This window comes from Enterobacter sp. WCHEn045836, assembly GCF_003965585.1.
GTDB classification, from domain to species: domain Bacteria; phylum Pseudomonadota; class Gammaproteobacteria; order Enterobacterales; family Enterobacteriaceae; genus Enterobacter; species Enterobacter dissolvens.
Window position 1 is genome coordinate 16,178 of sequence record NZ_RXPT01000032.1, and the last position, 9,969, is coordinate 26,146.

21 protein-coding genes and 1 pseudogene are annotated in these 9,969 nt (G+C 50.2%); 1 reads left to right on the forward strand and 21 read right to left on the reverse strand.

Going from position 1 to position 9,969, the window contains the following annotated elements; genetic code table 11:
* Positions 1 to 14: 14 nt before the first annotated feature.
* The 18 genes from rplR to rpsJ form a co-directional block, all read right to left on the reverse strand.
* Positions 15 to 368 (reverse strand): 50S ribosomal protein L18, encoded by a 354-nt coding sequence (rplR, locus tag EKN38_RS25020; RefSeq protein WP_013099023.1) that lies wholly within the window; start codon positions 366 to 368, stop codon positions 15 to 17.
* A 9-nt stretch (positions 369 to 377) separates the two neighbouring features.
* Entirely contained in the window at positions 378 to 911 is a 534-nt protein-coding gene (gene rplF, locus EKN38_RS25025) for a 50S ribosomal protein L6 (RefSeq protein WP_013099024.1), read from the reverse strand.
* A gap of 12 nt (positions 912 to 923) precedes the next feature.
* Positions 924 to 1,316 carry a 30S ribosomal protein S8 gene (gene rpsH / locus EKN38_RS25030; RefSeq protein ID WP_126523003.1) on the reverse strand — a complete coding sequence of 131 codons (393 nt, stop codon included), beginning with the start codon at positions 1,314 to 1,316 and terminating at the stop codon, positions 924 to 926.
* Positions 1,317 to 1,349: 33 nt separating this feature from the next.
* The gene (gene rpsN, locus EKN38_RS25035) at positions 1,350 to 1,655 is read right to left on the reverse strand and encodes a 30S ribosomal protein S14 (protein WP_013099026.1); all 306 of its coding nucleotides are present in this window, start codon (positions 1,653 to 1,655) and stop codon (positions 1,350 to 1,352) included.
* A 14-nt stretch (positions 1,656 to 1,669) separates the two neighbouring features.
* Complete coding sequence (gene rplE, locus EKN38_RS25040) at positions 1,670 to 2,209, reverse strand: 50S ribosomal protein L5 (protein ID WP_001096202.1); 540 nt, start codon at positions 2,207 to 2,209, stop codon at positions 1,670 to 1,672.
* A 14-nt stretch (positions 2,210 to 2,223) separates the two neighbouring features.
* The gene (gene rplX / locus EKN38_RS25045) at positions 2,224 to 2,538 is read right to left on the reverse strand and encodes a 50S ribosomal protein L24 (protein WP_000729185.1); all 315 of its coding nucleotides are present in this window, start codon (positions 2,536 to 2,538) and stop codon (positions 2,224 to 2,226) included.
* Between the two features lie 10 nt (positions 2,539 to 2,548).
* Complete coding sequence (gene rplN / locus EKN38_RS25050) at positions 2,549 to 2,920, reverse strand: 50S ribosomal protein L14 (RefSeq protein ID WP_002919748.1); 372 nt, start codon at positions 2,918 to 2,920, stop codon at positions 2,549 to 2,551.
* Positions 2,921 to 3,086: 166 nt separating this feature from the next.
* On the reverse strand, positions 3,087 to 3,341 hold the full coding sequence (gene rpsQ, locus EKN38_RS25055; RefSeq protein ID WP_008503489.1) for a 30S ribosomal protein S17: 255 nt from the start codon (positions 3,339 to 3,341) through the stop codon (positions 3,087 to 3,089).
* The gene (gene rpmC, locus EKN38_RS25060) at positions 3,341 to 3,532 is read right to left on the reverse strand and encodes a 50S ribosomal protein L29 (protein ID WP_013099027.1); all 192 of its coding nucleotides are present in this window, start codon (positions 3,530 to 3,532) and stop codon (positions 3,341 to 3,343) included. The genes rpsQ and rpmC overlap by 1 nt, the downstream gene beginning before the upstream one ends.
* Positions 3,532 to 3,942: a 50S ribosomal protein L16 gene (gene rplP, locus EKN38_RS25065; RefSeq protein ID WP_002919759.1), complete on the reverse strand. Its 411-nt coding sequence runs from the start codon at positions 3,940 to 3,942 to the stop codon at positions 3,532 to 3,534. Before rplP ends, rpmC begins: the two co-directional genes overlap by 1 nt.
* Positions 3,943 to 3,954: 12 nt before the next feature.
* Entirely contained in the window at positions 3,955 to 4,656 is a 702-nt protein-coding gene (gene rpsC, locus EKN38_RS25070; RefSeq protein WP_000529945.1) for a 30S ribosomal protein S3, read from the reverse strand.
* A gap of 17 nt (positions 4,657 to 4,673) precedes the next feature.
* A complete protein-coding gene (rplV, locus tag EKN38_RS25075) occupies positions 4,674 to 5,006 on the reverse strand; it encodes a 50S ribosomal protein L22 (RefSeq protein WP_002919773.1) in 333 nt (110 codons plus the stop codon).
* Positions 5,007 to 5,020: 14 nt separating this feature from the next.
* Positions 5,021 to 5,299: a 30S ribosomal protein S19 gene (gene rpsS / locus EKN38_RS25080; RefSeq protein ID WP_001138117.1), complete on the reverse strand. Its 279-nt coding sequence runs from the start codon at positions 5,297 to 5,299 to the stop codon at positions 5,021 to 5,023.
* Positions 5,300 to 5,315: 16 nt separating this feature from the next.
* Positions 5,316 to 6,137 carry a 50S ribosomal protein L2 gene (gene rplB / locus EKN38_RS25085; RefSeq protein WP_000301859.1) on the reverse strand — a complete coding sequence of 274 codons (822 nt, stop codon included), beginning with the start codon at positions 6,135 to 6,137 and terminating at the stop codon, positions 5,316 to 5,318.
* A 17-nt stretch (positions 6,138 to 6,154) separates the two neighbouring features.
* The gene (rplW, locus tag EKN38_RS25090) at positions 6,155 to 6,457 is read right to left on the reverse strand and encodes a 50S ribosomal protein L23 (protein ID WP_000617546.1); all 303 of its coding nucleotides are present in this window, start codon (positions 6,455 to 6,457) and stop codon (positions 6,155 to 6,157) included.
* A complete protein-coding gene (rplD, locus tag EKN38_RS25095; RefSeq protein WP_000424395.1) occupies positions 6,454 to 7,059 on the reverse strand; it encodes a 50S ribosomal protein L4 in 606 nt (201 codons plus the stop codon). Before rplD ends, rplW begins: the two co-directional genes overlap by 4 nt.
* A gap of 10 nt (positions 7,060 to 7,069) precedes the next feature.
* A complete protein-coding gene (gene rplC, locus EKN38_RS25100) occupies positions 7,070 to 7,699 on the reverse strand; it encodes a 50S ribosomal protein L3 (protein WP_003863274.1) in 630 nt (209 codons plus the stop codon).
* A 32-nt stretch (positions 7,700 to 7,731) separates the two neighbouring features.
* On the reverse strand, positions 7,732 to 8,043 hold the full coding sequence (gene rpsJ / locus EKN38_RS25105) for a 30S ribosomal protein S10 (protein WP_001181005.1): 312 nt from the start codon (positions 8,041 to 8,043) through the stop codon (positions 7,732 to 7,734).
* Between the two features lie 381 nt (positions 8,044 to 8,424).
* On the opposite strand from rpsJ, the gene EKN38_RS25110 reads away from it, so the two are divergent.
* The gene (locus tag EKN38_RS25110) at positions 8,425 to 8,898 is read left to right on the forward strand and encodes a prepilin peptidase (protein WP_014833518.1); all 474 of its coding nucleotides are present in this window, start codon (positions 8,425 to 8,427) and stop codon (positions 8,896 to 8,898) included.
* Here the strand turns inward: EKN38_RS25110 and bfr are convergent.
* The 3 genes and pseudogenes from bfr to tuf form a co-directional block, all read right to left on the reverse strand.
* Entirely contained in the window at positions 8,882 to 9,358 is a 477-nt protein-coding gene (gene bfr, locus EKN38_RS25115) for a bacterioferritin (RefSeq protein ID WP_013099029.1), read from the reverse strand. The genes EKN38_RS25110 and bfr overlap by 17 nt on opposite strands.
* 72 nt (positions 9,359 to 9,430) lie before the next feature.
* A complete protein-coding gene (bfd, locus tag EKN38_RS25120; protein WP_008503493.1) occupies positions 9,431 to 9,625 on the reverse strand; it encodes a bacterioferritin-associated ferredoxin in 195 nt (64 codons plus the stop codon).
* Positions 9,626 to 9,803: 178 nt separating this feature from the next.
* Positions 9,804 to 9,969, reverse strand: a pseudogene (tuf, locus tag EKN38_RS25125) (elongation factor Tu); the annotation flags it as partial.

Here is a 9,969-nt window from a genome sequence, read left to right on the forward strand (position 1 = left end):
CTTACACCTCTACCTTAGAACTGAAGGCCAGCTTCACGGGCAGCATCTGCCAGTGCCTGGACACGACCATGATATTGGAACCCGGAACGGTCAAAGGATACATTGCTGATGCCTTTTTCCAGAGCGCGTTCAGCAACAGCTTTACCTACAGCTGCAGCAGCGTCTTTGTTACCGGTGTACTTCAATTGTTCTGCGATAGCTTTTTCTACAGTAGAAGCAGCTACCAGAACTTCAGAACCGTTCGGTGCAATTACCTGTGCGTAAATGTGACGCGGGGTACGATGTACCACCAGGCGAGTTGCACCCAGCTCTTTGAGCTTGCGGCGTGCGCGGGTCGCACGACGGATACGAGCAGATTTCTTATCCATAGTGTTACCTTACTTCTTCTTAGCCTCTTTGGTACGCACGACTTCGTCGGCGTAACGAACACCCTTGCCTTTATAAGGCTCAGGACGACGGTAGGCGCGCAGATCTGCTGCAACCTGACCAATCAGCTGTTTATCAGCGCCTTTCAGCACGATTTCAGTCTGAGTTGGACATTCTGCAGTGATACCGGCCGGCAGCGGATGCTCAACAGGGTGAGAGAAGCCCAGAGACAGGCCTACTGCATTCCCTTTGATCGCTGCACGATAACCTACACCAACCAGCTGCAGCTTCTTAGTGAAGCCTTCGGTAACACCGATAACCATTGAGTTCAGCAGGGCACGCGCGGTACCAGCCTGAGCCCAGCCGTCTGCGTAACCATCACGCGGACCGAAGGTCAGAGCATTATCTGCATGTTTAACTTCAACAGCATCGTTGAGAGTACGAGTCAGCTCGCCGTTTTTACCTTTGATCGTAATAACCTGACCGTTGATTTTTACATCAACGCCGGCAGGAACAACGACCGGTGCTTTAGCAACACGAGACATTTTTTCCTCCGATTAGGCTACGTAGCAGATAATTTCGCCGCCAAGACCAGCCTGGCGCGCTGCACGATCAGTCATAACACCTTTAGAGGTAGAAACAACTGCGATACCCAGACCGGCCATAACTTTTGGCAGCTCATCTTTTTTCTTATAGATGCGCAGACCTTGGCGGCTGACACGCTGAATGCTTTCTACAACAGCTTTACCCTGGAAGTACTTAAGAGTCACTTCCAGTTCCGGCTTGGTGTCGCCTTCAACTTTAAAATCTTCAATAAAACCTTCGTCCTTCAGCACGTTGGCGATTGCCACTTTCAGCTTGGAGGAAGGCATGGTGACCGCAGCTTTATTCGCGGCCTGACCGTTACGGATACGGGTCAGCATATCCGCGATCGGATCTTGCATGCTCATCTGTCTTTACTCCCGTGATTCAATTGGTGACAATTACCAGCTAGCCTTTTTCAAGCCTGGCACTTCACCGCGCATGGCGGCTTCACGCAGCTTAATACGGCTCAACCCGAACTTGCCCACATAACCATGTGGACGACCTGTTTGACGGCAGCGGTTACGCTGACGAGACGGGCTGGAATCACGCGGCAGAGTTTGCAGCTTGAGAACTGCGTTCCAACGATCTTCGTCGGAAGCGTTCACATCAGAGATGATCGCTTTCAGTTCAGCGCGTTTAGCGAAGAATTTATCAGCTAAAGCTACGCGTTTTACTTCGCGTGCTTTCATTGATTGCTTAGCCATTCAGTAACCCTACCTTACTTGCGGAACGGGAAGTCAAAGGCAGCCAGCAGAGCACGGCCTTCTTCGTCAGATTTCGCAGTAGTGGTAATGGTAATATCCAAACCACGCACGCGGTCGACTTTATCGTAGTCGATTTCTGGGAAGATGATCTGCTCACGGACACCCATGCTGTAGTTACCACGACCGTCGAATGACTTAGCGGACAGGCCACGGAAGTCACGGATACGAGGTACAGCAATAGTGATCAGGCGCTCAAAGAACTCCCACATGCGTTCGCCACGCAGAGTTACTTTACAGCCGATCGGATAGCCCTGACGGATTTTGAAGCCTGCAACTGATTTGCGTGCTTTGGTGATCAGCGGTTTTTGACCGGAGATTGCTGTCAGGTCAGCTGCTGCGTTATCCAGCAGTTTCTTGTCAGCGATCGCTTCACCAACACCCATGTTCAGGGTGATCTTCTCGACCCGAGGGACTTGCATGACAGAATTGTAGTTAAACTCAGTCATGAGCTTCTTAACTACTTCGTCTTTGTAGTAATCATGCAGTTTCGCCATCGTACTACTCCAAATTACTTGATAGTTTCGCTGTTAGACTTGAAGAAACGGACTTTTTTGCCGTCTTCGAATCTAAAGCCTACACGGTCAGCCTTGCCGGTTGCCGCATTGAAGATTGCAACGTTAGAAACCTGAATAGCAGCTTCTTTTTCAACGATGCCGCCTGGTTGGTTCAGGGCCGGAACCGGCTTCTGATGTTTCTTAACCAGGTTGATACCTTCAACAATGACCTTGCCGGAAGACAGGACATTTTTTACTTTACCGCGTTTACCTTTATCTTTACCGGTTAACACGATAACTTCGTCATCACGACGGATTTTCGCTGCCATGATTCGCTCCTTAGAGTACTTCTGGTGCCAGAGAGATAATTTTCATGAACTTCTCAGTACGAAGTTCACGAGTTACCGGCCCAAAGATACGCGTGCCGATTGGCTGCTCGCTGTTATTGTTCAAAATAACGCATGCATTACCATCGAAGCGAATGACAGAACCGTCAGGGCGACGAACACCCTTCTTGGTGCGCACCACTACCGCTTTCAGCACATCACCTTTTTTGACCTTACCACGTGGAATTGCTTCTTTGATGGTGATCTTGATGATGTCGCCTACGCCTGCGTAGCGACGGTGCGAGCCACCCAGAACCTTGATACACATTACGCGACGTGCACCGGAGTTGTCGGCGACGTTCAGCATAGTCTGTTCTTGGATCATTTTAGTGCTCCGCTAATGTCAACTACTACCTGAGACTCTAAAATCAGAGCCGTTAAAAAGCCCCATATCGAGGGCGCGGCATTATAACACCGCTTCTGCAATATGGGTAGAAAAAATAAACGGCTCATCGCTGAGCCGTTTATTCGTATTGAGAACGGGTACTGTATTACAGAACCGCTTTCTCTACAACGCGAACCAGCGTCCAGGACTTAGTCTTGGACAGTGGACGGCATTCACGGATTTCAACCTTGTCGCCGATACCACATTCGTTGTTCTCGTCATGTACGTGCAGTTTGGTCGTACGCTTGATGAATTTACCGTAGATCGGGTGTTTCACAATGCGTTCGATAGCAACAACGATGGATTTCTCCATTTTGTCGCTAACAACACGACCTTGCAGAGTACGGATTTTATCGGTCATTACGCACCCGCCTTCTCAGTCAGTAAAGTCTTAACGCGTGCAACATTGCGACGCACTTGCTTCAGCAGGTGGGTCTGTTGCAGCTGGCCACTTGCAGCCTGCATACGCAGGTTGAACTGCTCGCGCAGCAGGTTCAGCAGCTCAGCGTTCAGCTCTTCAACGCTCTTTTCACGCAGCTCTTTTGCTTTCATTACATCACCGTCTTAGTTACAAAGGTGGTTTTGATAGGCAGTTTCGCTGCTGCCAGGCCGAAGGCTTCACGGGCCAGCTCTTCCGGAACACCGTCCATTTCATACAGGACTTTGCCCGGTTGGATCAAGGCAACCCAGTACTCCACGTTACCTTTACCTTTACCCATACGAACTTCCAGCGGCTTCTCGGTGATCGGTTTGTCCGGGAATACACGGATCCAGATCTTACCTTGACGCTTAACTGCACGGGTCATTGCACGACGTGCTGCTTCGATCTGACGTGCAGTCAGACGACCACGGCCAACAGCTTTCAGACCGAAAGTGCCGAAGCTAACATCCGTACCCTGCGCCAGACCACGGTTGCGGCCTTTGTGCACTTTACGGAATTTTGTACGCTTTGGTTGTAACATCAGCGACGCTCCTTATTTACGGCCTTTACGCTGCTGCTTTTTAGGTTGAGCAGCCGGTTTTTCCGGTTGTTCAACAGCAGCCATACCACCCAGGATCTCACCTTTGAAGATCCATACCTTAACGCCGATTACACCGTAAGTGGTGTGCGCTTCAGAGGTGTTGTAGTCGATGTCAGCACGCAGAGTGTGCAGCGGTACGCGACCTTCACGGTACCATTCGGTACGAGCGATTTCCGCGCCGCCCAGACGGCCGCTAACTTCAACTTTGATACCTTTAGCGCCCAGACGCATTGCGTTCTGTACAGCACGCTTCATAGCACGACGGAACATAACACGACGTTCCAGCTGAGAAGTGATGCTGTCAGCAACCAATTTAGCGTCCAGTTCAGGCTTACGAACTTCAGCGATATTGATCTGTGCAGGAACGCCAGCGATATCCGCTACGACCTTGCGCAGTTTTTCTACGTCTTCGCCTTTCTTACCGATAACGATGCCAGGACGAGCAGTGTGAATAGTCACACGGATGCTCTTAGCTGGACGCTCGATAACGATACGAGATACAGACGCCTTAGCCAGTTCCTTAGTCAGGTACTGACGTACTTTAAAATCGCTGTCCAGGTTGTCAGCGAATTCTTTGGTGTTCGCAAACCAGGTAGAGTTCCATGGTTTTACAATACCCAGGCGAATACCATTAGGATGTACTTTCTGACCCATTGCTAGTCTCCAGAGTCTCAGCGATCGGACACAACCACAGTAATGTGGCTGGTGCGCTTCAGGATGCGATCTGCACGACCTTTCGCACGCGGCATAATGCGCTTCATGCTTGGGCCTTCATCTACGAAAATTTTCGCGACTTTCAGATCGTCGATGTCAGCGCCATCGTTGTGTTCAGCGTTAGCAATGGCAGATTCCAGTACTTTCTTGACCAATACCGCAGCTTTCTTGTTGGTATAGGTCAGGATGTCCAGGGCCTGCGACACTTTCTTACCGCGAATCAGGTCAGCAACAAGGCGAACCTTCTGTGCAGAAGAACGAGCATGGCGATGTTGAGCTAAAGTTTCCATCTCTTCCTCCTACCTTATTTCTTCTTCGCTTTTTTATCAGCAGCGTGGCCGCGATAAGTACGAGTCGGTGCGAATTCACCCAGTTTGTGACCAACCATTTCGTCGGTAACAAAGACTGGAACGTGCTGACGACCATTATGGACAGCGATGGTCAAACCGATCATGTTAGGAAAGATCGTTGAACGACGGGACCAAGTGCGCAGGGGCTTCTTGTCTCCGCTTTCCACCGCTTTCTCTACCTTCTTCAGCAAGTGCAGGTCAATAAAAGGACCTTTCTTGAGAGAACGTGGCATGGCTTATCCTCTAAAATTATTTGCTACGGCGACGTACGATAAATTTATCAGTACGCTTGTTGCTGCGGGTCTTCTTACCTTTGGTCTGAACGCCCCACGGAGTTACCGGGTGCTTACCAAAGTTACGACCTTCACCACCACCATGTGGGTGGTCTACTGGGTTCATCGCAGTACCGCGAACGGTAGGACGAACACCACGCCAGCGTGCAGCACCAGCTTTACCCAGAACGCGCAGCATATGCTCAGCATTGCCAACTTCGCCCAGAGTAGCGCGGCAGTCTGCTTCGACTTTACGCATTTCACCAGAACGCAGACGCAGGGTGACATAAGCACCGTCACGCGCAACGATCTGAACGTAAGTACCCGCGGAACGCGCCAGCTGACCGCCTTTACCTGGTTTCATTTCTACGTTATGAACGGTAGAACCAACCGGGATATTGCGCATCGGCAGGGTGTTGCCTGCTTTGATTGCAGCATCAACGCCAGACTGAATCTGGTCGCCAGCTTTCAGGCCTTTAGGGGCCAGGATGTAACGGCGTTCGCCGTCTTTGTACAGAACCAGCGCGATGTTCGCGGAACGGTTCGGATCGTACTCAAGACGCTCAACAACTGCTGGGATACCGTCTTTGTTGCGTTTGAAGTCAACAATACGATAAGCCTGCTTGTGGCCACCACCGATGTGACGAGTGGTGATACGGCCATTGTTGTTACGACCACCGGATTTGCTGTTTTTTTCCAGCAACGGAGCAAAAGGTTTGCCCTTGTGCAGCTCAGGGTTAACCACTTTAACTACGTGGCGACGACCCGGAGATGTCGGTTTACATTTAACAACTGCCATTGTATTACTCCTCCGACTTACTCAGCGCCGCCAACGAAGTCCAGGTTCTGGCCTTCTTTCAGGGTGACGTAAGCTTTTTTCCAGTCGCTACGACGACCGATACGCTGTCCGTGACGTTTAACTTTCCCTTTAACTACCAGGGTGTTAACGACTTCGACTTCGACTTCAAACAGTTTCTGCACAGCAGCTTTGATCTCTGCTTTGGTCGCGTCTTTAGCAACTTTGAGAACGATGGTGTTTGTTTTTTCCATCGCAGTAGACGCTTTTTCAGAAACGTGCGGTGCGCGCAGCACCTTCAGCAGACGTTCTTCACGAATCATGCCAGCATCTCCTCAACTTGCTTAACAGCATCAGCAGTCATTACGACTTTGTCGAAGGCGATCAGGCTAACCGGGTCGATACCAGTCGCGTCGCGTACGTCAACCTTGTGCAGGTTACGCGCGGCCAGGAACAGGTTCTCGTCCAGCTCACCGGTGATGATCAGCACATCTTCCAGAGCCATGTCTTTCAGTTTCTGTGCCAGCAGCTTAGTTTTAGGCGCTTCTACAGAGAACTTCTCGACAACGATCAGACGATCCTGACGTACCAGCTCGGACAGAATGCTTTTCAGCGCGCCGCGGTACATCTTTTTGTTAACTTTTTGACTGTGGTCCTGTGGACGCGCAGCGAAGGTCACGCCACCTGAACGCCAGATCGGGCTCTTAATAGAACCTGAACGCGCACGGCCGGTACCTTTCTGGCGCCATGGCTTTTTGCCAGAACCAGTTACTTCAGCACGAGTCTTCTGAGCACGAGTACCCTGACGAGCACCAGCTGCATAAGCAACAACAACCTGGTGAACCAGCGCTTCGTTGAAATCACGACCGAAGGTAGTTTCGGAAACAGTCAGCGCGCTCTGCGCGTCTTTCAATACTAATTCCATTGCTATCCCCTTACGCCTTCACAGCTGGTTTAACGATCAGGTCGCTACCGGTTGCACCCGGGACCGCACCTTTAACCAGCAGCAGGTTGCGCTCAGCGTCAACACGTACTACGTCCAGGCTCTGAACAGTTACACGTTCGTTGCCCAGCTGACCTGCCATTTTCTTGCCTTTGAACACTTTGCCCGGAGTCTGGTTCTGACCGATAGAACCCGGAACGCGGTGAGACAAGGAGTTACCGTGAGTAGCGTCCTGGGTACGGAAGTTCCAGCGCTTAACGGTACCAGCAAAACCTTTACCTTTAGAGGTACCGGTTACGTCAACTTTTTTAACGTCAGCAAACAGCTCAACGCTAATGTCCTGACCTACGGTGAACTCTTCGCCTTCAGCAAGACGGAATTCCCACAGACCACGGCCAGCTTCAACGCCAGCTTTAGCGAAGTGACCCGCTTCTGGTTTGGTTACACGGTTAGCTTTTTTAGCACCAGTGGTAACCTGAATAGCGCGGTAGCCATCGTTAGCCAGATCTTTAACCTGAGTAACGCGGTTTGCTTCAACTTCGATTACGGTTACTGGGATAGAAACGCCATCTTCAGTGAAGATGCGGGTCATACCCACTTTTTTACCGACTAAACCAATCATTGTTTCAACCTCTCAATCGCTCGATGACCTGATTAACCCAGGCTGATCTGCACGTCTACACCGGCAGCCAGATCCAGACGCATCAGAGCATCAACGGTTTTCTCAGTTGGCTCAACGATGTCAACCAGACGCTTGTGAGTGCGGATTTCGTACTGATCACGCGCGTCTTTGTTAACGTGCGGGGAGATCAGAACGGTGAAGCGCTCTTTGCGGGTCGGCAGCGGGATCGGACCACGGACTTGCGCACCAGTGCGCTTAGCAGTCTCGACGATTTCCGCGGTTGATTGATCGATCAGACGATGATCAAACGCTTTAAGGCGGATACGGATTCTTTGGTTCTGCATGAGACCAGAGCTCCAATTATTTTATAAACGAAAATGATTACTCCTCAAACCCATTACGATTGATGGGAGAGTGTAACCGTTCTTACGTAGCTCCCCAATTGGGAGCATTGTTGAGTAACAAAATGAGTCACTCCGGTTCAGATTGAACCCGCCGTCAATTACGACAAGCCCGCGCATTATACGTAAATCTGGGCAAGACGCAAGTGCCGTTTAGAATTTAAGCGCCAAAGGTGTACCTTGCGTAAGGCCTCGTACTATTTTCTGCAATCCGTCCCCTTTCCTCTGTTCTTATGAAACCATTACGCAATTTCATTTTTTGGCTATTGCCAGGCATTCGTGGTGTGAAGAGTATGCGCTGAAATTCACCTTGAGGTTTCGTTCATGCTTACTCTCCTCCCCTTCCTGCTCATCTATTTTGTTCTCTCAGGTTTACTGGTGCGTGAAGATATTCGCTCAGGCATTCTCCCTGATAAATATCTCTGTCCCCTGTTATGGGCTGGTTTGCTCTATCAACTCTGTCTTCACCCAGATTTTCTGCCTGGCGCAGTGGTCGGGGCGATGGCAGGGTATGTCGGCTTTGCCATGATCTACTGGGGTTATCGGCTCATATTTCGCCGTGAAGGGATGGGCTATGGCGATGTGAAGTACCTTTCGGCACTCGGTGCATGGCATGGTTGGTGCGTGTTGCCCGAACTGGCACTGGTTGCCGCACTATTGGCGCTGCTCTATCTTCTTATGACTTCGTTGTTAAACCCTGCCAGACAGACATTAAAAAACCCACTGCCTTTTGGGCCATTTCTGGCGGCAGCGGGTTTATGCGTAGGTTGGCAGACGCTGGTTAATCTTCCACTTTAATCTGCGACTGGAGATAGTTTTGCAGGCCAATTTTACCAATGAGATCCAGCTCGGTTTCCAGCCAGTCGATATGCCCTTCTTCATCGGCCAGAATCTGGATCATCATATCGCGGCTAACGTAGTCATGGACGCTGTCTGCGTAGGCAATAGCTTCGCGAAGGTCTTTTGCGCCTTCAAGCTCAAGTCTGAGATCGGATCGCAGCATCTCTTCGACATCTTCGCCGATACCAAGTTTGCCGAGGTCCTGCAGGTTGGGGATGCCTTCGAGAAATAAAATACGCTCGATATACTTATCGGCATGTTTCATCTCATCGATGGATTCGTGGTATTCGACATCGTTGAGGCGCATAAGGCCCCAGTTCTTAAACATTCTCGCATGGAGAAAATACTGGTTGATTGCGACAAGCTCATTTCCCAATAATTTATTGAGATAACTTATGATTTTAACATCACCTTTCATTATATAGTCCCTCCGCTTCCACTCATTGAAGCGTAGATCGGGCTACAGGGATGTCAAAAAAAAGATGGGCGCTTACGCGATCTCTTTGTATTCCGGGATCTGCATCAGTTCGTCCTGCATAATCTCACGGGCAGCACGTACGCATTTACCGCATTGATTTCCCACTGGAACAAACTTGCGAAGTTGCTGGAAGGACTGTGGCTGAAACTGGCGAACGGCCTGACGTATTTTTTTGTCACTCACACCATTACATAAACAAACGTACATAAAGACTCCCGTTCAAAATATGCGCAAAGTGTAAGTGAGAATGGTTATGATTACAATAGCACAAACGCCAGTATGCGGGGCGGGAGCAAACAAAAAATGCGAAAATTTGTGACAAGTACAAATGCTCAGAAAACAAAAAAGGACGCCGAAGCGTCCTTTTTTATTCGGGGATAATTAATTAGCCCAGAACTTTTGCAACAACGCCCGCGCCAACGGTACGGCCGCCTTCACGGATTGCGAAACGCAGACCGTCGTCCATCGCGATTGGGTGGATCAGAGTCACAACCATCTTGATGTTGTCGCCTGGCATTACCATCTCTACGCCTTCTGGCAGTTCGATGGTG

Coding starts and splice junctions, on each gene's coding strand:
- rpsQ (WP_008503489.1), bottom strand. CDS start 3,341: ATGACCGATAAAATCCGTACTCTGCAAGGTCGTGTTGTTAGCGACAAA.
- rpsS (WP_001138117.1), bottom strand. CDS start 5,299: ATGCCACGTTCTCTCAAGAAAGGTCCTTTTATTGACCTGCACTTGCTG.
- bfr (WP_013099029.1), bottom strand. CDS start 9,358: ATGAAAGGTGATGTTAAAATCATAAGTTATCTCAATAAATTATTGGGA.
- rplC (WP_003863274.1), bottom strand. CDS start 7,699: ATGATTGGTTTAGTCGGTAAAAAAGTGGGTATGACCCGCATCTTCACT.
- rplE (WP_001096202.1), bottom strand. CDS start 2,209: ATGGCGAAACTGCATGATTACTACAAAGACGAAGTAGTTAAGAAGCTC.
- bfd (WP_008503493.1), bottom strand. CDS start 9,625: ATGTACGTTTGTTTATGTAATGGTGTGAGTGACAAAAAAATACGTCAG.
- EKN38_RS25110 (WP_014833518.1), top strand. CDS start 8,425: ATGCTTACTCTCCTCCCCTTCCTGCTCATCTATTTTGTTCTCTCAGGT.
- rplW (WP_000617546.1), bottom strand. CDS start 6,457: ATGATTCGTGAAGAACGTCTGCTGAAGGTGCTGCGCGCACCGCACGTT.
- rplF (WP_013099024.1), bottom strand. CDS start 911: ATGTCTCGTGTTGCTAAAGCACCGGTCGTTGTTCCTGCCGGCGTTGAT.
- rplX (WP_000729185.1), bottom strand. CDS start 2,538: ATGGCAGCGAAAATCCGTCGTGATGACGAAGTTATCGTGTTAACCGGT.
- rplN (WP_002919748.1), bottom strand. CDS start 2,920: ATGATCCAAGAACAGACTATGCTGAACGTCGCCGACAACTCCGGTGCA.
- rplD (WP_000424395.1), bottom strand. CDS start 7,059: ATGGAATTAGTATTGAAAGACGCGCAGAGCGCGCTGACTGTTTCCGAA.
- rpmC (WP_013099027.1), bottom strand. CDS start 3,532: ATGAAAGCAAAAGAGCTGCGTGAAAAGAGCGTTGAAGAGCTGAACGCT.
- rpsJ (WP_001181005.1), bottom strand. CDS start 8,043: ATGCAGAACCAAAGAATCCGTATCCGCCTTAAAGCGTTTGATCATCGT.
- rplR (WP_013099023.1), bottom strand. CDS start 368: ATGGATAAGAAATCTGCTCGTATCCGTCGTGCGACCCGCGCACGCCGC.
- rplP (WP_002919759.1), bottom strand. CDS start 3,942: ATGTTACAACCAAAGCGTACAAAATTCCGTAAAGTGCACAAAGGCCGC.
- rplB (WP_000301859.1), bottom strand. CDS start 6,137: ATGGCAGTTGTTAAATGTAAACCGACATCTCCGGGTCGTCGCCACGTA.
- rplV (WP_002919773.1), bottom strand. CDS start 5,006: ATGGAAACTTTAGCTCAACATCGCCATGCTCGTTCTTCTGCACAGAAG.
- rpsN (WP_013099026.1), bottom strand. CDS start 1,655: ATGGCTAAGCAATCAATGAAAGCACGCGAAGTAAAACGCGTAGCTTTA.
- rpsH (WP_126523003.1), bottom strand. CDS start 1,316: ATGAGCATGCAAGATCCGATCGCGGATATGCTGACCCGTATCCGTAAC.
- rpsC (WP_000529945.1), bottom strand. CDS start 4,656: ATGGGTCAGAAAGTACATCCTAATGGTATTCGCCTGGGTATTGTAAAA.